This window comes from Microbacterium sp. LS_15 (genome assembly GCF_041954735.1).
Classification (GTDB): domain Bacteria; phylum Actinomycetota; class Actinomycetes; order Actinomycetales; family Microbacteriaceae; genus Microbacterium.
Window position 1 is genome coordinate 14,020 of sequence record NZ_JAVAYD010000020.1, and the last position, 23,579, is coordinate 37,598.

General features: G+C 68.9%; 23 protein-coding genes and 3 tRNA genes. 7 read left to right on the top strand and 19 right to left on the bottom strand.

Features of this window, described 5'->3' with window-relative positions; genetic code table 11:
* Positions 1-83: 83 nt before the first annotated feature.
* The 4 genes from RAC69_RS16010 to RAC69_RS16025 are packed head-to-tail and all read right to left on the bottom strand — an operon-like array spanning position 84 to position 5,271.
* Complete coding sequence (locus RAC69_RS16010) at positions 84-1,298, bottom strand: hypothetical protein (RefSeq protein WP_375087704.1); 1,215 nt, start codon at positions 1,296-1,298, stop codon at positions 84-86.
* A complete protein-coding gene (locus tag RAC69_RS16015; protein WP_375087705.1) occupies positions 1,295-2,617 on the bottom strand; it encodes a lipopolysaccharide biosynthesis protein in 1,323 nt (440 codons plus the stop codon). Before RAC69_RS16015 ends, RAC69_RS16010 begins: the two co-directional genes overlap by 4 nt.
* Positions 2,614-4,035 carry a polysaccharide biosynthesis tyrosine autokinase gene (locus tag RAC69_RS16020; protein ID WP_375087706.1) on the bottom strand — a complete coding sequence of 474 codons (1,422 nt, stop codon included), beginning with the start codon at positions 4,033-4,035 and terminating at the stop codon, positions 2,614-2,616. Before RAC69_RS16020 ends, RAC69_RS16015 begins: the two co-directional genes overlap by 4 nt.
* A 57-nt stretch (positions 4,036-4,092) precedes the next feature.
* Positions 4,093-5,271, bottom strand: coding sequence for a glycosyltransferase (locus RAC69_RS16025; protein ID WP_375087707.1), 1,179 nt, complete (start codon positions 5,269-5,271; stop codon positions 4,093-4,095).
* A 143-nt stretch (positions 5,272-5,414) separates the two neighbouring features.
* Between RAC69_RS16025 and RAC69_RS16030 the strand changes: the two genes are divergently transcribed.
* Positions 5,415-6,005 carry a hypothetical protein gene (locus tag RAC69_RS16030; protein ID WP_375087708.1) on the top strand — a complete coding sequence of 197 codons (591 nt, stop codon included), beginning with the start codon at positions 5,415-5,417 and terminating at the stop codon, positions 6,003-6,005.
* Positions 6,006-6,021: 16 nt separating this feature from the next.
* Here the strand turns inward: RAC69_RS16030 and RAC69_RS16035 are convergent, their stop codons facing one another.
* Positions 6,022-7,188, bottom strand: a complete 1,167-nt coding sequence (locus tag RAC69_RS16035) for a DUF1972 domain-containing protein (RefSeq protein WP_375087709.1) — start codon at positions 7,186-7,188, stop codon at positions 6,022-6,024.
* A 4-nt stretch (positions 7,189-7,192) separates the two neighbouring features.
* Positions 7,193-8,725: a sugar transferase gene (locus RAC69_RS16040; RefSeq protein WP_375087710.1), complete on the bottom strand. Its 1,533-nt coding sequence runs from the start codon at positions 8,723-8,725 to the stop codon at positions 7,193-7,195.
* A 352-nt stretch (positions 8,726-9,077) separates the two neighbouring features.
* Between RAC69_RS16040 and RAC69_RS16045 the strand changes: the two genes are divergently transcribed.
* From RAC69_RS16045 to RAC69_RS16060, 4 genes are all read left to right on the top strand, one after another.
* Positions 9,078-10,223, top strand: coding sequence for a low temperature requirement protein A (locus tag RAC69_RS16045; protein WP_375087723.1), 1,146 nt, complete (start codon positions 9,078-9,080; stop codon positions 10,221-10,223).
* 86 nt (positions 10,224-10,309) lie between these two features.
* Entirely contained in the window at positions 10,310-11,287 is a 978-nt protein-coding gene (locus RAC69_RS16050; protein ID WP_375087711.1) for an intradiol ring-cleavage dioxygenase, read from the top strand.
* Positions 11,288-11,462: 175 nt separating this feature from the next.
* Entirely contained in the window at positions 11,463-11,750 is a 288-nt protein-coding gene (locus tag RAC69_RS16055; protein ID WP_251584025.1) for a hypothetical protein, read from the top strand.
* Between the two features lie 156 nt (positions 11,751-11,906).
* A complete protein-coding gene (locus RAC69_RS16060; RefSeq protein WP_375087724.1) occupies positions 11,907-13,022 on the top strand; it encodes a fatty acid desaturase family protein in 1,116 nt (371 codons plus the stop codon).
* A 39-nt stretch (positions 13,023-13,061) separates the two neighbouring features.
* Here the strand turns inward: RAC69_RS16060 and RAC69_RS16065 are convergent, their stop codons facing one another.
* The 11 genes from RAC69_RS16065 to RAC69_RS16115 all read right to left on the bottom strand — a co-directional run bounded on the left by RAC69_RS16065 (position 13,062) and on the right by RAC69_RS16115 (position 20,417).
* Positions 13,062-13,895, bottom strand: coding sequence for an ABC transporter permease (locus RAC69_RS16065; protein ID WP_375087712.1), 834 nt, complete (start codon positions 13,893-13,895; stop codon positions 13,062-13,064).
* Positions 13,892-14,779, bottom strand: a complete 888-nt coding sequence (locus RAC69_RS16070; protein WP_375087713.1) for an ABC transporter ATP-binding protein — start codon at positions 14,777-14,779, stop codon at positions 13,892-13,894. The genes RAC69_RS16065 and RAC69_RS16070 overlap by 4 nt, the downstream gene beginning before the upstream one ends.
* Positions 14,780-14,893: 114 nt before the next feature.
* Positions 14,894-16,312, bottom strand: a complete 1,419-nt coding sequence (locus tag RAC69_RS16075) for a cell division initiation protein (RefSeq protein WP_375087714.1) — start codon at positions 16,310-16,312, stop codon at positions 14,894-14,896.
* Positions 16,313-16,455: 143 nt separating this feature from the next.
* Positions 16,456-16,968 carry a hypothetical protein gene (locus tag RAC69_RS16080; protein WP_375087715.1) on the bottom strand — a complete coding sequence of 171 codons (513 nt, stop codon included), beginning with the start codon at positions 16,966-16,968 and terminating at the stop codon, positions 16,456-16,458.
* Between the two features lie 42 nt (positions 16,969-17,010).
* Complete coding sequence (locus RAC69_RS16085; RefSeq protein ID WP_375087716.1) at positions 17,011-17,931, bottom strand: AEC family transporter; 921 nt, start codon at positions 17,929-17,931, stop codon at positions 17,011-17,013.
* A gap of 296 nt (positions 17,932-18,227) precedes the next feature.
* Positions 18,228-19,187, bottom strand: coding sequence for a Clp protease N-terminal domain-containing protein (locus tag RAC69_RS16090; protein ID WP_375087717.1), 960 nt, complete (start codon positions 19,185-19,187; stop codon positions 18,228-18,230).
* Positions 19,184-19,435, bottom strand: coding sequence for a hypothetical protein (locus RAC69_RS16095; protein WP_375087718.1), 252 nt, complete (start codon positions 19,433-19,435; stop codon positions 19,184-19,186). The genes RAC69_RS16090 and RAC69_RS16095 overlap by 4 nt, the downstream gene beginning before the upstream one ends.
* Positions 19,436-19,496: 61 nt before the next feature.
* Positions 19,497-19,937, bottom strand: coding sequence for a hypothetical protein (locus RAC69_RS16100; protein WP_375087719.1), 441 nt, complete (start codon positions 19,935-19,937; stop codon positions 19,497-19,499).
* 163 nt (positions 19,938-20,100) lie between these two features.
* Positions 20,101-20,173: transfer RNA gene (locus tag RAC69_RS16105), tRNA-Phe, on the bottom strand.
* Between the two features lie 68 nt (positions 20,174-20,241).
* Positions 20,242-20,315: transfer RNA gene (locus RAC69_RS16110), tRNA-Asp, on the bottom strand.
* Between the two features lie 29 nt (positions 20,316-20,344).
* Positions 20,345-20,417 (bottom strand) — tRNA-Glu (locus RAC69_RS16115).
* Positions 20,418-20,626: 209 nt separating this feature from the next.
* Between RAC69_RS16115 and RAC69_RS16120 the strand changes: the two genes are divergently transcribed.
* On the top strand, positions 20,627-22,009 hold the full coding sequence (locus RAC69_RS16120) for a peptidoglycan DD-metalloendopeptidase family protein (RefSeq protein ID WP_375087720.1): 1,383 nt from the start codon (positions 20,627-20,629) through the stop codon (positions 22,007-22,009).
* A gap of 78 nt (positions 22,010-22,087) precedes the next feature.
* Here the strand turns inward: RAC69_RS16120 and RAC69_RS16125 are convergent, their stop codons facing one another.
* Both RAC69_RS16125 and RAC69_RS16130 read right to left on the bottom strand, forming a co-directional pair.
* Positions 22,088-22,579, bottom strand: a complete 492-nt coding sequence (locus RAC69_RS16125; RefSeq protein ID WP_017204665.1) for an inorganic diphosphatase — start codon at positions 22,577-22,579, stop codon at positions 22,088-22,090.
* 43 nt (positions 22,580-22,622) lie between these two features.
* Positions 22,623-23,258 carry a TMEM175 family protein gene (locus RAC69_RS16130; protein WP_375087721.1) on the bottom strand — a complete coding sequence of 212 codons (636 nt, stop codon included), beginning with the start codon at positions 23,256-23,258 and terminating at the stop codon, positions 22,623-22,625.
* Between the two features lie 66 nt (positions 23,259-23,324).
* Here RAC69_RS16130 and RAC69_RS16135 point away from each other — a divergent pair.
* Positions 23,325-23,579, top strand: a 255-nt coding sequence (locus RAC69_RS16135; RefSeq protein WP_375087722.1) for an ATP-binding protein, incomplete at its 3' end; no start/stop codon positions are given.

Sequence of the window (23,579 nt, forward strand, 5' to 3'; positions counted from 1 at the left end):
TCCGGGAGGGGCTCCCCTCAGGCCGGATGCTCTCGGCGAGTGACGCGGGAAGCTCCCGGAATCAGCGCTTGCAGCTGCGGGGATCAGCGCTGGAAGCTCACGAAGTCGGTGGGGGCGGATGCCAGCGCGGATCGATCCGGTCGCGGGATCATGACCAGCGCCACACCCAGGATCAGGGTCGCGATAGATGTGGAGAAGAAGGGCGCGAAGAGCGAGTCCCAGAAGACCTGGATGGTGAGGAAGATGGTGAGTCCGCTCGCTCGTCGCTGCGCCACCTGCCCGGCCGTGCCGAAAGCGACCACGACGAGCAGCAGCACGAGCAGAGCCGCACCGAAGACCCCGAACCTGATCCAGAGGTCGCCGAGCATCGAGTGCACCTCGTAGCCGTTTCCGAACATGTACCGCTCGACGTAGCCGTTGTTCGGATCGTAGTTGAGGCGTGCCATGCCGGTCTTCGCGATGATCAGGTCGACTCCGTTCGCGAGCGTTCCGGATCCGAGCCCGAAGGGATTCGCCGCGATGAGCTCGCTCGAGGCGCCCAGCTCTGGCCGGCCGCCCAGGATGAGAGAGCCGGACTGGGCGATCTGAGCCTCGGAGCGGACCGCCGCGGCGCGACCGAACCACCCCTCGAGGATGAACGCCTGCAGCGCCGAGTATCCGATGACGGCGACGAAGCCGAAGACGGCCAGGGTGCGCACTGTCGACGAGCTCTTCGACAGCCGTGCGCCGACGGCCTGCCAGAGGACGAGTGCCGCAGCGACGAGGAGCATCGATCCCGCCGACCGCGAGTCGTTGAGCGCGGACACGACGCCGAGCAGGAGAAGGGCGACCACCTCGAGCCACAGCTTGCGACTCATCATGCAGAGGGCGAGGATGACGACCGTCGCCGGGACGGACAGATCGAACTTCCAGACGTTGTCGGTATCGACCCCGTGCAGCACGACGGCCGCGGAGAGCCCGATCCCGTACGCCAGAGCGGTCGGAGCGCTGCCCAGAATCGTCCGCGCCCACACGACGACGCCGATCCCGCACAGGAGGCCGACGAGCGAGAACGTGTTCTGCTGCATCATCGAGTCGTTGGTCGGATGGTCGGCGGCGAAGAAGTCGGTCAGGAGCAGGCCGCTGATGATGGCGAGGCCGCCGAGCACGACCGTCGCCCGCCCTCCGCGCATGCGCCACATCGCGACGATCCAGACGGGGAGCAGGAGCAGGCTGAGCACGATCCCCGCGGTGACGCCCTGGACGAGCGTCACTCGCGCGGCGACGATGATGCAGGCGAGGGCAGCGACGATCTTCACTCCGGTGCTCCCTCCGGTGTCGGAGGTCCGCCGAGGAGGCGCTCGCGGTGACGCGAGATGTAGACGGCGAAAGGGATCACCTGGAACACGAGCACCGAGAAGGCGTTCGCCAGGACGGGGCCCGCTGCCCCCAGCATCGGCGTCACGACCAGGGCGAGGACGATCGTCGACACCGTCATCAGCGCCACCGGGATCATCTGGAACCGGATCCCTGCCTCATCCATCAGGAACATGCCGAGCGGGTACAGCGCGGCCTGGCAGACCACCATGACCCCGAACGCGATCACTGTGGTGCCGGCGATGTCGAGCGTGCCGTCCGTGATGAACGCGAACAGCCAGGGCGAGACGGCCCAGACGATCGCGCAGATCAGCGTCGCACCGCCGGCGAACATCGCGGCGACGAGATACGGTCCCCTGGTGAGGGTGCCGCGGGCGCGCGCACGCGTGAACAGCGGCCACAGGGCCAGGCCGCCCGCGGCGACGACCCCGTTGATCGCGAAGAACACCTGACCGACCGCTCCGTACTCGGCGACCTCATGAGTGCTGCCCGACTGCGCCAGCACGTAGCGGAGCAGGGCGACGGACAGCGGGGCCGAGACGAGCTGCACGAGCATGGGCCAGCCCACGTGCATCACCTGGACGCCGGGGACGCGCCGGATTCGAGGAACGTCGCGGAGAGCGTTGCCGAGGAGGGGCGCGATCGCCGTCAGGGCGAAGCCGAACCCCAGCGCGGCGACGACGAACCCCGAGACCATCGACGACAGCGCGAGGAACGTCCCCGCGGACGGTGGCGCGAACGACACGAGGAGCCAGACCAGCAGCAGGTTCAGGGGACCCTGGGCGGCCTGGATCAGGATGATGAGGTGGTTCTTGTGCAAGCCGAGGAGCACGCGCTGCCAGATCCCCAGCGGGATGCCGAGGCAGAAGATCATCAGCGACACGAAAGCAGCGAGATCGGCGCCGGGGATGCTGCCGGCCTCACCCAGGATCGCGCCCCACGCGCCGCTGAGGTAGAGGACCGCGTTGACCACCATGCCGGTACCCGCGAACGCGACCATGATGCGCCCCACGGTCGTGAGCTGTGCGCCGATCCGTCGGTCGGACCGGGGATCGTCGCTGACCGCGATGCTGTTGACGAGCACGGCGCCCGAGCCGAGGTCGGAGAAGGAGATCAGGCCGGGGAGGGAGGCGACCAGCGTGTACAGCGCGTAGTACTCCACGCCGGATCCGCCGAGGATGAGGCGCACCGTGAGAACGCCGCAGACCAGCGAGATGGCCATCGACACGGCCCTCGCCCCCAGTGCGAGGAGGACGCTCATGCGTCGCCGGCGTCGCCGCCGATCTCCTTCGTGGTCCGAGCCGCCCTGCGCGCCGCGGGGCGCCCCAAGAAGCGCTTCGGTGCGTCCGGGGCGTAGTACGGACTGCTCTCCTTGCGCGTGACGGCGTTGAGTACGATGCCCACGACATCCTTCTTCGTCGATTTCAGGGTGCTGAGCACCGCGCTGATCTGCTTGCGCCGCGTCCGTCCCGATCGCGCGACCACGAGCACGCCGTCTGACAGGTCGGCGAGCCAGAGAGCATCCGACACGACGAGAGCCGGTGCGCTGTCGACGATGACGTACTCGTAGCGCTCGCGCGCCTCGGCCACGAGCTCTCGGAGCCGGTGCGAGGTGATGAGCTGGCCCGGGTTGGGAGCGGCGGCTCCGCCGGCGATGATGTCGATGTTCACCGCGTCGGAGTGCTGCACCGCCTCGTCGAAGGTGGCGTCGCCCACGAGGATCGAGGTCACGCCGACCGCTCCCTCCAGTTGCAGAGCATTCGCGACGGAAGAGCGCCGCAGATCGGCGTCGATCAGCAGCACGTCGTGGTTCGACTCGGCGAGCGCGGCGGCCAGACCGATGCTCACGGACGACTTGCCCTCGTGCGGTGCGGACGAGGTCATCATGACGACCTGCAGGTCGCGGTCGACGGCTACGTACTTGAGGTTCGCGGCCAGGGCGCGGAATGACTCGGCCGATCTGCTGTCCCGGCTGCGCAGCATCGTCGAGAGGATCGTATAGGCGCGACGCCATGCGACGATCTCTCCGATGACGGGCGCGTCGGTGATGGCGGCGATGTCCGAACGCTCGGTGATGCGGGTGCCCAGGACGCGTCTGAAGAGCGCGTACGCGACACTGAGGCCGAAGCCGATGGCGGCGCCGATGAGAGCGAAGAGCCGCGTGTTGGGGCCGATCGGCGCCTGCGGTTCGCGGGCGGGGGCGATGGTCTCGAGGCGCACGGCCGGAGCGCCTTCGGCGTCGCTCGGAGACACGTCCGCCACCGCGGCGATGAGCGAGTCCGTGATCGCGGACGCCGTCTCCTGCGCCCGCAGGCGATCGTTGTCGGTCACCGAGATCTCGATCACGACGGTGTTCAGCGTGTTCACCACGGATACCCGCTTGGCCAGCTGCGTCGCGGTCTCATCGAGATCGAGGTCGTCGATCACGGGCGAGAGCACCAGGGGAGAGGACGCGAGCACGGCGTATGTCTGCACCAGGCTCTGGACGTAGCTGGATCCCTGTACGAGTTCGTTCGTGCTGTCACCACGTTGCGGGATCACCATGACGGCGGCTGTCGAACTGTACTCGGGCGGCAGAGTGCGTGAATAGCCGAACGCCGCGCCGGCGCCGATGATCGTCAGCGCGACGATGACGATCCACTGCCGACGCAGCGCGTCGATGTAGTCCTGCAGTGTCATGTTCTCTCTCTCCCCCTGGCCGGCCTGACCCGTCTCGCGACGGAGCCCGAGCCAGGCCTATTCTCCCCTGTTCGGGGCCACGACATCGCCGTGCTCCCCGGACTCTTCCCGTCCGGCGACGCGTCGGATCATCGCCGTCACGCTCCGGTGATATGCAGCGGCCGAGTGGCGGGCGGCCGCAGCTGCCGCCGCGTCCGGTGCCTCCGCCACCATGGCGGTCCAGTCATCGACGATCGACTCCACCGCATCGGCGATCGTGGCCGCGTCGCCGGGGACGGCGGTCCGGGCCGTCGGGTACCCGCCGACGGCTTCCCGCAGTCCGGCCAGATCGCTCACGACCACGGGCCGACCGGCGAGAACGGCCTCGACGGCGGTGTTGCCGAAGGACTCATCGGTGCGAGACGGCACGATCATCAGATCGCACTCGGCCAGGTGGGGCCAGACGTCGGCGTCGTAGCCGTGCAGGGTGATCGATTCCGCGAGGCCTCCGGCGTCGATCTGCTCCTGGAGCTCGGCCGCGTACCACTCGTAGCCGCGGAAGACGTCGCCGACGACGTCGAGGCGGGCGTCTCGGCCTCTCTCACGCAGGGCGGCGACCGCGCTCACGACCGCATCGGGCGCTTTGCGCGGCGAGAGTCGACCCACATATCCGATCCGGATGTCGTCGATTCGGTCGCGAAGAGGCGCGGGCGCGTCCGGGCCGGCGATGGGGTTGAGGATGACGGCGGTGCGCCGTCGCAGGGCAGGGAACGACTGGCGCAGCATCTCGGCGGTGAAGCGGCTGTTGGCGATCACGGCATGCGCCCACAGCTGAGGCGAGTAGAGCACCGCACGCACGGGCCACGGTGCGTCGGACTCTGCTTCATGGACGTGAGTGACGGTCGGAACTCGGCGAAGGCGCAGCAGCGGCGGCCACTGAGGGAGGATGACGGTGCTGACGTACGCGGCATCCGGACGGTGCCGGGAGATCACCCGCCACGATCCGATCAGACCGCCGATCGCCGAGGAGAGGAGCGTCGGCCAGTGGCGGGGACGGAGGAGGTGCTTGCGCAGCACGAACATCCGGGCGACGGTGACGCGAACGCCGCGCCCCTCCAGCTCGGCGACCAGAGGGCCGGATTCGGGGAGCACCGCCACGACATCGTGGCCGGCGGCGACGAGACCGGCGGCGGATTCGAGGGTGACGCGGTCGGCTCCGTAGAGCTCAGCGCCGGGGTGCACGACGAGGACGCGCATGGGACTTCCCCCTCTCCCGGTCATCTGATCCGTCGGAGCCCGCTCCGGCGGTGTGTGAGATCATTCTTACCGTGTCGGTGCGGCCCCGGGTGAGCCGCCGAGATCTGGGGATCCGACGGAGACTGCTGGGGATGGGATTCGAGATGACCGAGAGCGTCCTGTTCGTCTGCGCGCAGAACGTCTGCCGTTCACCGCTGATGGCTGCGGCCTTCCAGGAAGCTCTGCGCGCCGAGAGCGAGCTGGGCCTCGGCCCGTCCGAATGGGAGGTGGAGTCCGTCGGCACCGTGGCGTCCGACGGCCATCGCGCATGCCGCATCGCGGCCGAGCTCGAGCCGGCTGCCGCCGCACACCGGTCGGTGCGGCTCGAGGCCGACGACCTCGACGTCGCCGACATCGTGATCGTCGCATCGCTGGAGGAGCGCGCGGTGGTCGCTCGACTGCGACCGCAGGCACGCTCACGCACCTTCACGCTGCGCGAGGCGCTCCTGCTGGGGGAGCAGCGTGTCGAGGCGGCGTCGATCGCGGGATATGCAGCTGCTCTCGACTCGCGTCGAGGAACGCTCGATCTGCCGAGGAGGTCGTCGCTGCCATGGCGACGCGCGTCGGATCCGCTCGACGTCGTCGACGTGCACCAGTTGAGCCCGCGCGCCCACCGGAGGGGCCTCGAGAGAGCTGCGAGCGACGCGCGGCTCCTGGCATCGCGGCTGCGGCGCGACCTCGCCGCGCGCACCTGAGCCGTTCCGGAGTCGGTCACCACTCCGCTGCGCGACGACGCGCCCTCCGCGCGATCGAGTGCACGCTGTCGCCCGCGGCGAGGCGTCGCGCGAGGTTCTCGTAGGCGTCGGCCACGTCCTCCCAGCGGAAGGCGACGCGGGCGCGGTCCCGCGCGCGTGCGCCGGCATCACCGGTGTGTTCCGCGTCGGCTTCGGCGTCTTCGAACGCACGGGCGACCGCGTCCGGCTCGGTGAAGAACCACCCGTCTCCGTCGAGGACCTCGCGATTGAATGAGACGTCGAAGGCGATCACGGCCGTCCCCGCGCCCATCGCTCGGAGCAGCGACGGGTTCGTGCCCCCCACGGAGTGGCCGTGGCCGTATGTCAGAGCGTGGACGTAGAGCGCGTCGAGAAGCTCCTGGTCGAAGACGCCGCCAACGAGACGGATGCGGTCATCTCCGGCGGCGGCCTCGTGGATGCGCTGCGTGTACTCCCCGCTGTACGGGGCCGATCCGACGACGACGAGCGGAAGGCTCGCGCTACTGCGCCGGTAGCCCTCGACGATCTCGAGGACGTGGTTCTCAGGCTCGAAGCGAGCCACGACCAGGTGGTAACGGCCGGGTGTGAGGCCCAGCTCCTCCACGCGCCCCTCGACAGCAGAGTCGAGGATCGGGGCGCCGTACCGGATGAGTTCTGTCGGAACGGAGAACTGGTGGTCGTAGTACTCTGCGATCCCCGGCGCGTCGGCGATCAGCGCGTCGGCGGTGCGCACGCCGAACTGCTCGGCCCACCGGTAATAGGCCTTGCCGCGCGGGCCCCACTTCGAGCGCCGCCACTCCAGGCCGTCCATATGCAGCGCGACGCGCGCCCGGCGCAGTCGCAGAAGCGGCAGGAAGGGGGAGTTCGCGGCGTTGAACACGAACGTCGCGTCCGGCCGTCGGCGGAACATCAGGTGCAGCGTCGACAGGCCGGTGTGGCTCAGCGTCTCCGCCTGCTTCACGGGCACCGCAGGAAGGTGCACCACGCGCATCCCGAGGTACTCCTTCTCGCGGTGCTCGGAGTTTCGCGTGTAGACCACGACGTCGTGTCCCCGCTCAGCGAGACGGCGACCGACTTCCTCGATCGCCGTCTCGAATCCTCCGTATGCTGCGGGCACCCCCCGCGTCCCCACCATCGCGATGGTGAGGGCGTTCCCCTTGCTCATGGACTCAGTATGCCCCGCTCGGCTGCACCATGACCTTGGCGGTGCGCCACATGATCTGCAGGTCGTTCATGACCGACCAGTTCTCGACGTACCGCAGGTCGAGGCGCACGCTCTCGTCCCACGAGAGGTCGCTGCGCCCCGAGACCTGCCACAGGCCCGTGATCCCCGGCTTGATGTAGAGGCGCCGGTAGACGGTGCCGTCGTAGGCCGTGACCTCGCTGGGCAGCGGCGGACGGGGTCCGACGACGCTCATGTCGCCCACCAGCACGTTCCAGAACTGGGGGAGCTCGTCCAGCGACAGCTTCCGCAGGATCCGGCCCACGCGGGTGACCCGCGGGTCGTCCTTCATCTTGAACAGGAGACCCGCGCCCTGGTTCTGCGACCTCAGCGCGGCGAGCTGCTGCTCGGCATCCGTCTTCATGGAGCGGAACTTGACGATGCGGAAGGTGCGGCCGTCGCGGCCGACGCGCTCCTGGAGGAAGAAGAGCGGGCCCGGCGAATCGAGCTTCACCAGCAGCGCGAGGATCGGCGTGATGAGCGCGATCGGGATGAGCGCCACGATGGCCACGGCGATGTCGAGTGCGCGCTTGAGGAGGTGCTGACCGCCTTCGTACGACGGAATCTGCACCTGGATGAGCGGCAGTCCCTCGACGGGTGCGAACGAGATGCGGGGCCCGGCCACATCGGTGAGGCGACTCGAGAGCACGAGCTCGGCGGCGGTGCCCTCGAGCTGCCAGCTGAGCTTCTTCACGAAGTCGGGCTCGCCCTCCGGACGGCTCGCGACGATGATGGTGTCGGCGCCGAGCTCGGCGGCCACCGTCGACACCGTGTTCACGTTGCCGATCACGGGGAACGGAACACCCTCGACCTCGACGTCGCGCGCATTGCCGTCGAGCAGCGTAGCGCCGACGACCTGATAGCCGGAGGCGCCGATCGGGTGCAGGGTGCGGACGACGTACTCGACGTCGTCGCGGTTGCCGACGACGAGCGTGCGCGAGGCGAATCGCCCCTGCGCACGCTGCGCCGTCAGCCAGTGCCGCCACATCCATCGGGTGATGAGCAGCGCGAGTACACCGAGCGGCAGGCCGACGAGCAGCACGAGCTGCATCGTCTCCCAGCCGAGCACGACAGCGACCATGGCGATGATCCCGAACGCCAGTCCGCTGGCGTGCGCGACGCCGCGATACTCGGTGGCGCTGGCGCGGAACAGCGCTGCATCACGTGTATGCAGAGCGCTGAGCATCAGATACCAGAGCGCAGCCAGCGTGATGCCGTTGCGCAGGGCCACTTCCCCTGCGACACCGGTCATCAGCTGGATCGCTGCGGTGACCGCGACGGCGAACAGGATGACCCCAGCATCCGAGACCCGCAGTCGCATCCGATAACGCCGCTCCCACTGACGGCGTCGCTCCAGCGTTGCGGACACGCGCGGTGTGACCACCGTGTGCGTGACCGACTTGGTGGCCCGAGGGGCGGCGATCGGCGCGAAGACCGAACCCGTGCGAGTGATGCTCAGAGCATCCTCGACGGAAGTCATGCCGAGGCCTCGTGAGCCGTGTATGTACGCAGAATTCCCCAGTGCGACATCGTTTCCCCAGTGTTCCCCAGACCAGGGACCCCACGTCCCCAGCATCGTCTGCATACCCGACCCCTCGGGTCCTGCTGTGAACCGTGATCCCACATCACGGGAGTGCTCGCACCGTCCCACACGGTGCACGCGTACAGCAGGAACTGCAGACTTCGATCACTCTAGCTGATGGGGCGCGCGAGAGGAAGATTTTTCACCCGTGTGGATGAACGAATATTCCGGTGTTTTCGTCCACTCCGAGGCGCTCGCGGATATTCTGACCGCCGTGAACGCCTCAGCTCCCCGATTCCATCTCAGCCGCATGCGGCCGCGCGACCCCGCGCAGCCGCACCGGGCGGCCAGCAGCCTCGAGCTGTTCTTCGACCTCGTCTTCGTGGTCGCCGTCAGCATCACGTCCGCGCAGCTCCACCACGCGCTGAGCCACGGCGACGTCGTGCACGGAATCACGTCGTACGCGATGCTCTTCTTCGCGATCTGGTGGGCGTGGATGAACTTCACCTGGTTCGCCACGTCTTTCGACACCGACGACTGGCTCTACCGCGTCACGACGATCGTGCAGATGGGAGGTGTGCTCGTGCTCGCCGCCGGCGTGCCCGCGGCGTTCGAGCACGGCGACTTCCGCATGCCGGTGCTCGGATACATCGTCATGCGCGTCGCCATGATCGCGCAGTGGCTCCGCGCCTCGCGCGGGGCGGGGGAGCTGCGGGGTGCGACTCGCCGTTACGCAGCGGGCATCGCGGCCGTGCAGGTGCTCTGGGTGCTGTTCCTGCTGATCCCGTCCGGCACGCTGCAGCTGATCGCTTTCATCCTCTTCGCTCTCCTCGAGGTCAGCATCCCGGTGTTCGCGGAGCATCGACGGCAGACACCGTGGCATCCGAATCACATCACCGAGCGCTACGGGCTGTTCACACTGATCGTGCTGGGCGAGAGTCTCCTCGCCTCCGCGAATGCGATCATCGACGCGAGCCATGAGCTGGAGTCCTTCCTGCCCCTCATCTCCATCTCGGTGCTCACGCTCGTCGTCACCGCTGCGCTGTGGTGGATCTACTTCTGGCCGCCCCACCACCGGGCGATCACGACATTCGGCCGATCGCTGCGCTACGGCTACACCCACTACCTCGTGTTCGCTGCGGCCGCCGCCTTCTCCGCGGGCATCGAGGTCGAGCTCGACGTGCTGACGGGGGAGAGCCACCTGTCGACCGTCGAGGCGTCGCTGACCGTGACGATCCCGATCGCGCTCTTCCTCCTCGCGATCTGGTGGGTCGCGATCCGCGAGAACGCAGATCGCGTGGTGAACACGGTCGTGCCGCTCGGCGCGGTGCTGGTGCTGCTCGATCCGGTGCTCCCGACCCCCGTCGCGATCACCGCGGGGGTCATGGCCGTGATCGTCGCGGTGCTCGTCCTTCGGCCGCCCCTCGCCCGTCGGGAGGACGGCAACTCCTCATAGTCGCGGCACAGGTGCACCATAGCCTCTTGATCGACTCCGCCGTGAGCATGGATCCATCGCCCACCCATCCCGCACAGGAGCCCGACATGCGCCGCATCCCCGAACCCGTCCAGACGCCCGACGGCCCCGCCTACGAGGGGCGACTACTCGACCGCGTCGACGAGGAGGTGGTCGACCAGGGCGCTGCGTTCGATCTGCGCACCCTCGTGAGCCGTCGAGGTGTCCTGGGCCTCGCAGGCCTCGGCGTCGGCACCGTCATCCTCGCCGCCTGCGCGCCCGCCACAGGCGGCTCGTCCACCCCGACGGCCATGACAGGGTCCAGCGGCTCCAGTGCCGGGACCGCCGACGGTGAGATCCCCGACGAGACGGCCGGGCCGTATCCGGGCGACGGCTCGAACGGACCGGACGTGCTCGAGGAGTCGGGCATCGTCCGACAGGACATCAGGTCCTCGATCGACGGATCGGCGACGGCCGACGGCATCCCGCTGACCGTTCGGTTCCAGATCCTCGACCGGGCGAACGGCGGAGTGCCCTTCGCGGGCGTCGCGGTCTACGCGTGGCACTGCACCGCCCAGGGCGAGTACTCGATGTACTCGTCGGGCCTCGAGGACGTCGACTACCTGCGTGGAGTCCAGGTGGCGGATGCCGACGGGCGGGTGTCGTTCTCGTCGATCTTCCCGGGGTGCTACTCGGGCCGCTGGCCGCACATCCACTTCGAGGTGTATCCCGACGTCGACTCCATCACCGACTCCGCCAACGCCATCGCGACCTCCCAGATGGCCCTGCCGGAGGAGACCTGCTCCACGGTCTACGCGGACGCGCGGTACGACGGCTCCGCGCAGAACCTGGCGCAGACGAGCCTCGCGAGCGACAACGTCTTCGGCGACGACTCCGCCGCGCTGCAGCTCGCGACGATCACCGGAGACGTGGATGCCGGGTACACCGCCGCGCTCGTCGTCTCGGTCGACACGACCACCGCTCCGAGTGCCGGATCGGCGCCGTCCGGCGGGCCGGGCGGCGGCGACGGAGGACCGGGCGGCGGAGGCGAGCCCCCGGCGCGGTGACTCTATCTGCTAGACTGGCGGACGCACCGTGTGACATGGCCACCCTCTGGGCCGCCGCGGCGCCACTGATCAGGGCCATCACGGACCACGCACATCGACGCGCGCGGCATCCGCCCTCGATCGCACGACTTGCGGAGCGCTGACGCGCGCCCGCCACACAGCAATGAGTATCACCATGAGCACGACCGCCATCTCCTCCTCCTCCGATCCCCTGACCTGGAAGCAGGCCGACATCGACGTGCACGTCGCCACCCGTGGCGGCGAGTTCGCCGGCTTCGTCGAATTCGACGGCTCGGCGCACGTCACGCACGATCACCGCGGCACCGCGCTCGGCGCGTTCGACTCGCTCGACGCAGCTCGGCACGCGCTCGAGCGCGTCAATGCACCCCAGCGCCGTCCGTCGACCTTCCCTTTCGCCCTGCCCCGAGTGCTGCGTCGGAGGCCGCGCCGCGCCCGGGCCTGACCGCCCTCTGACCGTGCGCTGGGAGACGGTCTGGCAGTGCCCTGGGAAAGCCCGTCGTATGCCGACCACCGCATGCGCACCGGGTTAGCCTGAGGACAGCGATCGGCATCCGCCCTTGGCTTCCACAGCTCAAGGGCTCCCGATCGTCAGGAGAGCATCATCTCCCTCGCACAGGTCGACACGACCAGCACCCTCGGACCGATCCGTCAGACCTACTCGGGCAACGCCGAGTTCCCGCCCATGGCGCAGGCCTACAGGCAGGTGTCGCAGGTGGTCAAGGAGACCGGACTGCTGCAGCGGACGCCGTGGTTCTACGGCCTCGTCGCCGCAGGCGTCGCGGTGGCCCTGGGCGGCGCGATCACCGGTTTCATCCTCCTCGGCGACAGCTGGTTCCAGCTGCTCATCGCCGCCGCGCTCGGTGTCATCCTCACGCAGGTCGCGTTCCTCGCACACGAGGCGGCGCACCGGCAGATCCTCTCCTCTGGCCCGGCGAACTTCCGCCTCGCCCGCATCCTCGCGGCCGGCATCGTCGGCATCAGCTACGCGTGGTGGGACTCGAAGCACACCCGTCATCACGGCAACCCGAACCAGGTGGGCAAGGACCCCGACATCGAGGTCGACACGATCTCGTTCCTCGAGACGGATGCTGCGAAGTCGCGCGGCGTGGTGCGCATGATCACCCGCAAGCAGGGGTGGCTGTTCTTCCCGCTGCTGACGCTCGAGGGGCTCAACCTGCATTACCTCGGCATCAAGCACCTCGCCACCGGTCGCAAGGTCAAGGGGCGCTGGACCGAGCTCGCCCTCATCGCGGCGCGCTTCGCCGTCGTGCTAGTTCCGGTCTTCCTGCTGCTCCCGCTCGGAATGGCCTTCGCTTTCATGGGTGTGCAGCTCGCGGTCTTCGGCGTCTACATGGGGGCCTCCTTCGCGCCGAACCACAAGGGCATGCCGATCATCGATCCCGACGCCCGACTCGACTTCTTCTCGAAGCAGGTGCGGACGTCGCGGAACATCCGCGGCGGGCGCTGGGTGACCTGGTTGATGGGCGGGCTGAACCACCAGGTGGAGCACCACCTCTTCCCGAGCATGCCCCGCCCCCACCTGTCGAAGGCCCGCGAGATCGTGCGCGACTATTGCGAGGCGAACGGCGTCGACTACACCGAGACGAGTCTCGGCCGGTCGTACGCCATCGTGATCGAGTATCTGAACCGCGTCGGCCTCGCGGCCCGCGATCCCTTCGACTGCCCCGCCGCAGCCCAGTTCGGCCGCGCGTAGCGGTTCACCCGAGCCGCGTCGGCGACCCACACCGCCGGATCAGCCGTTGCGGCGGATCCAGCGGAACGTGGCTCTGCTCAGCACGAGACCGACGACCAACCAGATCCCGAGCGCGAGGGCCACGGCCTCGAGCTGCCACTCGCCGGCCGGCTCCACGGCCTTGAAGGAGTCCGGCAGGATCGCGGCGCGCATCCCCTGGGCGATCCACTTGAGCGGGAACGCCGAGGCGAGGTTCTGCAGCCACTCCGGCAGCGTCGTGAACGCGATGTAGACGCCTGAGATGAACTGCAGCAGCAGCACGACCGGGATGACGACGGCCGACGCGGTCTTCCCCGAGCGGGGGACCGACGAGAGCGCGATACCGAGCAACGCGCACGTCAGCAGCCCGAGGGCGAACACCCAGGCGAAGCGCGCCCAGTGCTCGGCATCCGTCGGCAGGTCGACGTCGTAGAGCACCACCGCCACGATCAGCAGCAGCCCGATCTGCAGCACTGCCGTGACCACGACCTCGCCGAGCTTGCCGATGAAGTACGTCACCGGGGAGATGGGGGCGCTGCCGAGACGCTTCAGGGTGCCGTCGCTCTTCTCGACGGCGATCTCGATCGACAGGCCCTGCACACCGGACAGGAAGATGCCGCCGGCGATCAGGCCGGGCAGGTAGTAGGTCGCCATACTGACCGTGTCGGCACCCTGACCGATGTCACCCGTGAAGATCGTCGCGAAGATGAGGTACATCACGGTCGGGAAGAGGAAGGTGAAGAACACCTGGTCACCGGCGCGGAAGTACTGCCGGAGCTCGAAGCCGATGCGCCGGAGGCCGAGTCGCACCGTGCGTGCGAGGCCGAATCGGGGGGATGCCGTCGCGGTGGTCACGCCCGCTCCTTGACGTCGAGGTGGAGGTCGTCGTCCGCTGCGCCGTGCTCGCGGATGAGGTCGAGGTACACGTCCTCGAGGGTGGGGCGCACGACCTCGAGGTCGCGGGGCTCGCCGCCGCGCGCCTGCAGGTCGGCGACGAGCGCGCCCGGCTCATGCGTGCGCTCGGCCTGACGGTGTCCCTCGCCGTCGATCCACCGCACGACGGGCACGCGTGCCTCCGCCCCGCCGATCTCGTCGATCGCGCCGATGTCGGCGATGCGACCGTTGACGATGACCGCGGCGCGATCGCCGAGCTGGGCCGCCTCATCGAGGTAATGGGTCGTGAGGAGGATGCTCGTCCCCTCGGCCTTCAGCGAGCGGATGAGGTCCCAGAACTGCCGTCGCGCCTCGGGGTCGAAGCCGGTCGTCGGCTCGTCGAGGAACAGCAGCTCGGGGCGGCCGATGATGCCGAGGGCGACGTCGAGGCGGCGCTGCTGGCCACCGGAGAGCCGCCCGGCCCGGGAGCGCTGCTTCTGCTCGAGGCCGACCGCCGCGATGACGTCGTCCACCGGGCGCGGGTTCGGGTAATACCCGGCGAACTCGGTCAGAAGTTCGCGCACGGTGAAGGTGCCCGTCTCTCCCGACGACTGCAGCACGATGCCGAGGCGCGCCTTCCATTCCAGCCCACCGCGCTGCGGATCGACCCCGAGCACCCGCACCTCGCCGGAGGTCCGGTGCCGGTACCCCTCCAGGATCTCGATCGTGGTGGACTTGCCGGCCCCGTTCGGGCCGAGGAGCGCGAACGTCTCGCCTCGGCGGATGTCGAAGCTGATGCCGTCGACGGCCGTGAATCCGCCGTACGACTTCCGCAGATCCTCGACCTCGATCACGCTCTCTGTCATGAGTCCAGAGTGCCCGGTCGCGGACGTCGGCGATAGTCGACACGGTTCGCTGCTCCGGAGACGCGGAAGGGGCGTGAGCAGAAGCCCGCTCACGCCCCTCTCAGAGTCCGATGGTCAGCGCGAGGCCTTCTCGTCGCTCTCCACGACCTCGATCGTGATCTTGCCGTCGATCGTCGCGTCGTCCTCGTCGAGGATCTCGTCGTCGAGCGCCTCATCGCCGCGGAACTCTTCGACGGGCTCCGGCACCTCGGCGATCAGCTCGGCGTCGGCGGATTCGTCGGCGTCGGCGGCGTCAGCGTCAGAACCAGCGGACGGGACCGCCGGCGCCGTGGAGGTCGCCGCGTGCTCGTCGCTGAAGATGCCGTCGGGGCGGATCAGCTCGCGCACCTCGGCCATGAAGCTGGCGAGCTGCTGCTGCTGCCAGCGCAGCTGACGGGCGTGGTCCTCGGCATCGCGCAGCACCGTCGAGGTGTGCTGCGTGACGGAGTCGACGATCTTCTGCGACTTCGCGCGCGCACGGTCGAGGGTGTCGCGCGCGCGCACCTGCGCGTCGGCCTCGATGGTCTGCGCCTGCGAGCGCATCAGCCGCTCGTAGTCGTCAGCCTTGGCCGAGATCCGCTGCGCGTGCTCGAGCGAAGCGGTGACCTGCTCGTTCGCGTCGGTCGTGATGCGTTCGGCGTGCGAGACGGCCTGGTTGTGCAGCACCAGGAACTCCTGCTGCGCATCGTCCTGACGACGGGTCAGCGTCTCCTCGAACTCGAGGACGCGGGCGTTCATCTCGCGCACCTCGCGCTCGGCATCCGCGCGCAGCTGCGTCGTCTCGCGCGTGACGAGCGAGCGCAGAGCCGCCGCGCCCTTCTCGGCCTCGGTGCGGATGGCGGTCGCCTCCTGCGAGGCCTGGTGCACCTTCTCGGCGGCGTGGGCGGCCTCGCGCTCGAGAGTCGCCTGGTGCGCGGTGTACTCGGTGTCGATCTTCAGGCGGACCTGGTCGGCGTCGTGCTGCGCCTGCGCGATGATGCGGGCCACGTCGGCGTCGGCCTCGGCGCGCTGCGTCGTGACCTCCTCGCGGGCGGCGGCCATCAGGCGGTCGGCCTGCACGGCGGCGTTCTGGATGAGCACGTTGGCCTGCTCCTCGGCGACCCGCAGGATCGCCTCGAACTGTTCGCGCGACGGCGCGTCGACGCCCTCGGCGCGAGGCGCGTCGACGAGCTCGTTGGTGAGGGTGGTGATCTGCTGCTCGGCGTCTGCGGCCTGCGCCTTCGCGGCGGCGAGCTCGGCCTCGAGAGCCTCGCGCGCGGTGCGCTCCTCGTCCTTCACCGCCTCGACGGTGTCTTCGTGGCGCGCCTCGGCGTCGGCGAGGTCGGCCTTGGCCTGCTGCAGCTGGTTGCGCAGCGCGCTGAGCGCGGCATCCACCTCCGCCTTGTCGTAGCCGCGGAACGAGGCCGTGAAGCCGCCACTCTGCTCGCGCGGGGCGTCTTCGATGAGCTTGTCGAAGAAGTCGGGAGTGCGGTCGTTCCGAGGGGAGTCAGTCATGGTCAGCCTTTCTGGCGCATGTCACAGGGACCGGGGTCTGCGATGTGGCGAGATGTCGGATGCCGAGGGCCGAGCGGGCGCATCGACGACTCAGCACAGCCTAGTTGCGTCGGCTCCGATTCGTGCACCCGTTTCCCCAGGCTTCAGTCGGTCAACCGCCATATCGGTCCGGGGTCCTCGCTGCGCTCGAACCGCGAGGGAACGGGCGGTGTCGAGTACGTGATTCCGTGGTCGGATGCTGCAGCGACGACGCCGCTGCGCAGGTCTGTCCAGAACCCGGCGGTGTTGGGGCGGCCGAGGTACTCCCGGAACTCTTCGACCCGCAGTCGGGTGCCGGCGGGGCCGGAGACGAGTCGTGCGATCGCGTCGTCCGGCTCCACGAAGCGGATGCCGTAGACGCCCTCTCCGAGGATCGTGAACTTGCGCGGCTCACGCTGCACGACCCCGTCGACGAGCCGCCGGGCGGCCTGCGGGTCGGTGCCCAGCTCGACGGCCGTGCCGAGGGTGTCCAGGATGGCGAGCAGCTGGTCCTCCTCGAAGCGCCGCCCGGCTCGGCGGCCGCGTTCGCCCGACGAGCGGCGGATCCAGCGGGGGAGCACCATCGCGAGCACGGCGATGACCGCGACGAGCGCGATGAGGAGGAGCGGGTTGTCCACGACCACCAACCTACGACGCGCGGAGATCAGGCGTCGGGGCGATCATCCGAGCAGCGCCATGATGAGCACGAGCACGGGGAGGCATCCGATCGTCGTGAGGAACACGGTGTCGCGCGAGATCGATTCCCCGACGTCGTACCGCTGCGAGTAGTTGAAGACGTTCTGCGCGGTCGGCAGCGCGGCGAGGATCACGACGATCAGCACCTCGTGTGCGGAGAGTCGGAACACGAACTCCGCCACGACCCACGCGATGACGGGCATCGCGAGGAGCTTCAGCACCGAGGCGAGGACCACGTCACGGCGGTGCCCCCGCGCCCCCAGCACGCGCTGACCGTGCAGCGAGATGCCGTAGCTGATGAGCAGCACGGGGACTGCGGCGTCGGCGATGAGCTGTGCGGGCTGCATCACGAGCGGCGGCAGGGAGAGGTCGAACACCGACACCAGGGTGCCCAGCAGTGAGCCGATGATGATGGGGTTCGTCGCCGTGCGCCGCAGCGTCCTGAGAAAAGAGGCGGAGTCGCTCGTGACGGCGTCGAGGATCGACAGCGACACCGGGGTGAAGACGAGCAGCTGCATGAGCACGACGGGCGCCGGATACGCGGCGCTGCCGAGCAGGTAGAGGGACAGGGGGATGCCGATGTTGTTCGAGTTGACCTGTCCGGCGGCCAGGGCGCCGATCAGGGTCTCGCCCACAGGGCGCCGCCACCACAGGCGTGCGACGAGCGTGTAGACGGCGATGATCGCGACGGCCGCGATCGCGGAGACGGGGAGGAGCGACGAGAACAGCATCGTCGCGTCGGCCTGTGCCAGCACGGTGAAGAGGAGGAACGGCGAGAGGACGAAGAAGATCAGCCGGCCGAGGACGTGCCGTGCGTGCGGTCCGAGCAGATCGATGCGTCCGATGATCCACCCGAGGGCGATCGCGACGCCCACCACGGCGAATCCGGTGAGCGTATCGAGCATTCTTCGAGCGTAGCGAGGGTCGGCCTTGCGGGAAGGCGCGTAGCAGGGGCGGCGGTCCGCGTCAATGGTTCGGCCCTCATGAGCGCGGATCCGGTGGCATCCGTACGCTGGCAGGACAACGAGCCGCAAGCATGCCGCTCCGCGTCGGTCGGCCCAGTCGGCGTTCTCGAGTTTCTCTCGGTCTCGAGCGCACTGCGGGGGTGGGTGCGCTTGCGGACCTTCTCATCGGCTGCTCCGGTCCCCCGTAATCGGGTACGGGGGACCGGAACCTCTTCCCGTCGCGTGAGCGCAGCCGCTCAGCGGAACGCTCGTGCGATTCCGCTGGCGATCTGGGTCAGCTGCGTGTAGAGGAGCACACGGAAGACCGGTCGGAGCAGGAACGACCGCACCTTGTTCGGGCGCCGCGTGGGGTCGCGCTCCCAGGCGAGGGTGATGCGCAGCTGCGTGCCGCCGGCCGCTGGTTCGCAGTGGAGAGCCACGACGCGTGTGTTCGCGTACTCGGTGTCGGGGTAGGCGAAGCGCCAGGCGACACCGCCCCCGGACTCCGCCTGCTCGATCAGCTGCCGGTGGAAGCCGTCTCTGATCTCCACGGGCCTGCCGTCCGGATGAGCAGAGGTCGATCGACCCTCCCAATGTCCATCCGTCAGTGCGATGGACTCGATGCTCGGCTCCCACTCCGGGATCCTCATCGGATCCGCGACGAACGCCTCCACCTCGGCGAGCGGAGCGGGCACGAAGGCGTCGTGCACCTTCCGCAGGATCTCGGATGCTGAGGCGGCCGCCGCATCGGGGAGGTTCTCGGCCCTGTCCAGGGCGGCGGTGATCTCCGGCTTCGTGATGCCCAACTGGGCGAGCAGCGCGTCGATGGTCCCGCTCGGTTCCTCGAGCAGCGCCCGGAGCACGGCGATCGAGCTGCCGTCGCGTCCTCGCGTGTTCGCGCGGTTGAGCACCGCGAGGGCCTGCGGGGTCCAGTCGTACCCCTCCGTCTCGTGGAAGACGATGCGCGACGGCTCGTGGCTGACGTCGACGCCGAGTGCGGCGAGCTGAGTCGCGCGCTCCTCGTCGATGGCGTCGCGCACCCGGTCGAGGCCGAGTCCGAGGCTGCGCAGCACCTGTCCGCCGAGGTCGGCGTCAAGGGTGAGCGCGAGCAGGAGGTGTTCGACTTCTGCGTCGCGCGTGCCGTAGCGCGAGGCCTCCTCCATCGCTGCGAGCGACAGCGTGTGCGCGGTGGCGGCGGCGCGCGTCAGCTTGCTCACGAGTTCCTCCGGGGGACCGGGATGGCGGGGTCGATGCGCCGCGCGTGCTTCTTGTGCACGGCCTGGCGAGTGACGCCGAGGGCATCGGCCACGTCCTGCCACGTCATCCCGGCCCGCAGCCCCGCCTCGACCTGGGCGAGCTCCCAGGTGTCGGTGAGGCGCCGCAGTGTCGCGATGGCGCGCAGGCCGGCGCGGGGGTCGCTGGTGCTGGCGGCGATGGTCGCCACGTCGACGGATTCGGATTCCATGCCGTCAACCTACGTTGCTTATTCGCTGCTTGTCAACCCTGGTTGCTCGGGAGGTGCCGGCTCACCCTGCGCTGGCGGCCTCGCGCTCCTCGGGCGAGTTCGGGGTCCACCCGAACCACACGCCGTCGCCCTCGATCACACTCCAGTCGCCGCAGACGAACACACTTCCCGCCTCGTACGGATCGGGGGCGTCGTCGAGCACCCAGGAGGGGGCGGAGCGCCGATCGACCTCGCGGCAGTCGTCGGCGAGCGGAGAGTCGCTCGTGAGCAGGATGACGGCATCGGCGGCATCTTCGAGCGTCGAAATCCGCACGGTGATGTCGGTCGCATCAGCGGGAATCCACGGAGCGTCCACCTCGGCATCCTTCTCGAAGGCGTTCGCGTCGTCGAAGGTGGACGTCGCGTACTTGTGGACGAGGCTGTCGTACGCGGAGCATCCGGTGAGAGCCAGCAGCCCTGCGACGATCAGGGCGGGGGCGGCGAGGGCCGTTCGAGCGTTCATGCATCCAGCCTCGCCGCGTGCAGCAGGCGGCGTCATCGCACGGGGGAGGTATCGGCCTCCGTCTGGAGGATGACGTCGGGCCGCCCTCACCTGGGCAAAGCAAAACCCCCGCCATGTAGAAGCTAGGCGAGGGTTTCTGGGACCACTGTAATGATGGTCCTTGTGGCTCCGACGGGCGTCGATCCCGTGACCTCACGATTTTCAGTCGTGCGCTCTACCAACTGAGCTACAGAGCCGTGCGACCGGCGAACCTGTCGCATCTAGACGAAAGGCCCTCTCCGAGAAAAGGACCAATCGCACAGAGCGACCCTGACGGGACTTGAACCCGCGACCTCCGCCGTGACAGGGCGGCACGCTAACCAACTGCGCTACAGGGCCATACTTGTTTTCAATTGTATCGGATGGAGTGACCCCAACGGGATTCGAACCCGTGCTACCGCCGTGAAAGGGCGGCGTCCTAGGCCGCTAAACGATGGGGCCGAAGTCTGTCCCGGGGGACTTCCTTGCCGACGCTCAAGCATAAGGGATCGATCCGGCAAATTGCCAATCGAGGGCGCGCCGCCCACGTCCCGGGCGTGTTCGGTAGCACGATGGAGGCGCTGAGCCGCGCCCTCGTCCCGATCTGCCCCTGTTGCTGGTGTGACGGTTGTTGTTAGTGTGGCATCTGTGAAACCGGCGGAAGGGGCCGCGTGAACGACAAGCATCTCCCCCAGGATGCGGGCCTTTTGGCGTCCGACGAGTGCGGCTGCGCGCCCACGTCGGCTGAGAGCCGCGCCTTCTGGTCGAAGGATTCCGTCAGCCGACGCGGCGCGCTCGGGTTGGGTCTCGGCGCTCTCGGCGTCGTCGCGCTCAGCGCATTCGGCATCGGAGCGACGACATCCGCCGCCTATGCCGCCACGTACCCCAGCTGGGACGACGTGCAGCGCGCGATGGGCAACCAGAACGCGAAGGCCGCCGAGGTGACCCGCATCGAGGGGCTGATCCAGTCCCTCACGCAGAAGGTCGCTGACACGCAGGCCGCCGCCGAGCTGGCCGGCGCCGAGTTCGACACGGCGCAGCAGGCCTACTTCGACGCGATCGCTGCGGCGGAGGCGCTGCAGGCGCAGGCCGACGCACAGGCGCTCGCCGCCGACGAGGCCACGCGCAAGGCTGCTCAGCTCGCCGCGCAGCTATACCGCAACGGCGGAGACGACACCGCCCTGCAGCTGTTCTTCTCCGAATCGGCGGACGACGCCGACGACCTGCTGTCCCGACTCGGGTCGATGGACAAGGTCTATCAGTACAACCAGACGATGTACGACAACGCCGTCGCCGCCCGGAACTCGGCCCAGTCGCTGAGCGATCAGGCCAAGGTGGCGCGCGACGAGCGCGATCGGCTGCAGCAGATCGCCGAGCAGAAGATGATCGCCGCTCAAGAAGCGGCCGCGGCCGCTCAAGCCGCTCTCGATGAGCAGACGGCCAACCTCGCCACGATGCAGGCGCAGCTCGCCGCGCTCAAGGACCAGACCGCGACCACCGTGGCCGGCTACCAGGAGGGCGTCCGGGTCGCCGAGGAGGAGCGCAAGCGCCGCGAGGCGGCCGAGGCCGCAGCAGCAGCGGCGGCGGCCGCAGCGAACGGCGGCGGAGGCGGCGGTGGTGGAGGCACGGGAGGATCGCCGGGGTCGGGCGGATGGGTCCGTCCGCAGGGCGGCCACCGCAGCGCAGGATACGGCCCTCGTCCCAAGCCGTGCGACGCGTGCTCCGCGTACCACTACGGCGTCGACCTCGCGAACGGCTGCGGCGCCGCGATCTACGCCGCCCAGTCGGGCACGGTCGACTACGCCGGCCCCAAGGGCAACTACGGCAACTACATCCGCATCCAGCACGGAGGTGGGATCGCCACGGGATACGCGCACATCCGCAACGGCGGGTTCGCCGTGCGCAGCGGCCAGTGGGTGAGTTCGGGGCAGGTCATCGCCTACGCCGGCAACACGGGCGCATCCGTCGGCTGCCACCTGCATTTCGAGGTCTACATCGGCGGAGCGTATACGAACCCCATCACCTTCATGGCCGACCGCGGCATCTCGGTCTGACCCCGGCGCGCGATCACGCAGAAGACCCCCGGCCGCTGAGCGGAACCGGGGGTCTTCTGCGAGATGCGGTGGGACGGGTCAGTGGCCCTGCTCGCCGAAACGGACGATCGCCTCGTCGAGGATGCGCTGCGCCTCGGCGGCATTGCCCCACTCGTCGACCTTGACCCACTTGTTGGGCTCGAGATCCTTGTAGTGCTCGAAGAAGTGCGCGATCTCCTTCTTCGTGTACTCGGCGATGTCGTCGATGTCCTGGATGTGCGCCCAGCGCGGGTCCTTCGACAGCACGGCCACGAGCTTGTCGTCGCCGCCGGCCTCGTCGCTCATCTTCAGCACGGCCACGGGACGCACCTCGACGACGACACCCGGGTAGATGGCGTGGTCGAGGAGCACGAGCACGTCGAGCGGGTCGCCGTCCTCGCCGAGCGTGTTGTCGAAGTAGCCGTAGTCGGCGGGGTAGCCGAAGGTCGTGTAGAGCACGCGGTCGAGGTGCACTCGTCCGGTCTCGTGGTCGACTTCGTACTTGACGCGGCTGCCGCGCGGGATCTCGATGACGGCGTCGTGTGCGCCCATGCGTGTGCTCCTCAGTAAAGACGGGTGGATGCCGCGGACCAGCCTACCCGCGAGCGGCATCCCGCCGCCGGACACCGCGATCGATCACCCGCGTCACCAGCCCGGTGGCGAGCAGGAGGAACAGTCCGGCGTAGCTGTGGCCGGGCAGGAGCAGGGCGATCGCGAGGGCGATCGCGAAGAGGATGATCGCCGACAGGTCGCCGATGACACCGGCCCGCAGCGTCGACGGCGACGCTGTCGTGAGGCCCGGATTCCTCTGCAGGTAGATCCAGGCGGCGAGAGTCGTCACCTGCGTGAGGATCAGCGTGCCGATGTACACGAGGGTCTGCAGCGCGTCGGTGGACATCTGGCCGATCATCGCGGTCGGCACCGGCAGCCACACGATCGTCACCATCCACGCGATGTTGATCCACAGCAGGGGACCGGTCATCCACTCCACGGCGCGGTACTGGTTGTGGTGGCCGATCCAGAACGTCGCGATGAGCACGAAGCTCAGCGCGAAGCTGAGGAGCTGCCCCGAGTGCTCGGAGAAGAACTCGGCGGTCGTGAGCTTGCCGGACGCCGCGTCCGAGACGGCCTCCATGAGCGGCAGGATCAGCAGCGTCATCGCGATCGCCACGACCGCGTCGACGAACGCCGTGAAGCGCTCGGGTCGGAACCTCCAAGAGTCGTCAGCCACGGCGCCAGACTAGAGCGCACCGTCGCCGCCGCGCGAGAGGCTGGCGCCGTGATCTACCGTGGAACCGTGCCGTCGCTCCCACCCGCCATCGCCGAGATCCGCCTGGCCGTGCGCACTGCGCTCGCCGATCTGCCCGAGGGATCGACGGTCGTCGTCGCCCTGTCCGGCGGCGCCGACTCGCTCGCGCTCGCTGCGGCGACCGCGTTCGAAGCGCCGAAGCTCGGCCTGCGGGCAGGAACTCTCACCGTCGACCACGGACTCCAGGACGGGTCGGAAGCTGTCGCCCGCCGCGCAGCGGAGACAGCGGGCGCGCTCGGGCTC

Coding starts and splice junctions, on each gene's coding strand:
- RAC69_RS16085 (WP_375087716.1), bottom strand. CDS start 17,931: ATGCTCGATACGCTCACCGGATTCGCCGTGGTGGGCGTCGCGATCGCC.
- RAC69_RS16040 (WP_375087710.1), bottom strand. CDS start 8,725: ATGACTTCCGTCGAGGATGCTCTGAGCATCACTCGCACGGGTTCGGTC.
- RAC69_RS16125 (WP_017204665.1), bottom strand. CDS start 22,579: ATGGGCGCACACGACGCCGTCATCGAGATCCCGCGCGGCAGCCGCGTC.
- RAC69_RS16055 (WP_251584025.1), top strand. CDS start 11,463: ATGAGCACGACCGCCATCTCCTCCTCCTCCGATCCCCTGACCTGGAAG.
- RAC69_RS16020 (WP_375087706.1), bottom strand. CDS start 4,035: ATGACACTGCAGGACTACATCGACGCGCTGCGTCGGCAGTGGATCGTC.
- RAC69_RS16100 (WP_375087719.1), bottom strand. CDS start 19,937: ATGAACGCTCGAACGGCCCTCGCCGCCCCCGCCCTGATCGTCGCAGGG.
- RAC69_RS16025 (WP_375087707.1), bottom strand. CDS start 5,271: ATGCGCGTCCTCGTCGTGCACCCCGGCGCTGAGCTCTACGGAGCCGAC.
- RAC69_RS16030 (WP_375087708.1), top strand. CDS start 5,415: ATGACCGAGAGCGTCCTGTTCGTCTGCGCGCAGAACGTCTGCCGTTCA.
- RAC69_RS16075 (WP_375087714.1), bottom strand. CDS start 16,312: ATGACTGACTCCCCTCGGAACGACCGCACTCCCGACTTCTTCGACAAG.
- RAC69_RS16095 (WP_375087718.1), bottom strand. CDS start 19,435: ATGGAATCCGAATCCGTCGACGTGGCGACCATCGCCGCCAGCACCAGC.
- RAC69_RS16035 (WP_375087709.1), bottom strand. CDS start 7,188: ATGAGCAAGGGGAACGCCCTCACCATCGCGATGGTGGGGACGCGGGGG.
- RAC69_RS16050 (WP_375087711.1), top strand. CDS start 10,310: ATGCGCCGCATCCCCGAACCCGTCCAGACGCCCGACGGCCCCGCCTAC.
- RAC69_RS16070 (WP_375087713.1), bottom strand. CDS start 14,779: ATGACAGAGAGCGTGATCGAGGTCGAGGATCTGCGGAAGTCGTACGGC.
- RAC69_RS16015 (WP_375087705.1), bottom strand. CDS start 2,617: ATGAGCGTCCTCCTCGCACTGGGGGCGAGGGCCGTGTCGATGGCCATC.
- RAC69_RS16045 (WP_375087723.1), top strand. CDS start 9,078: ATGCGGCCGCGCGACCCCGCGCAGCCGCACCGGGCGGCCAGCAGCCTC.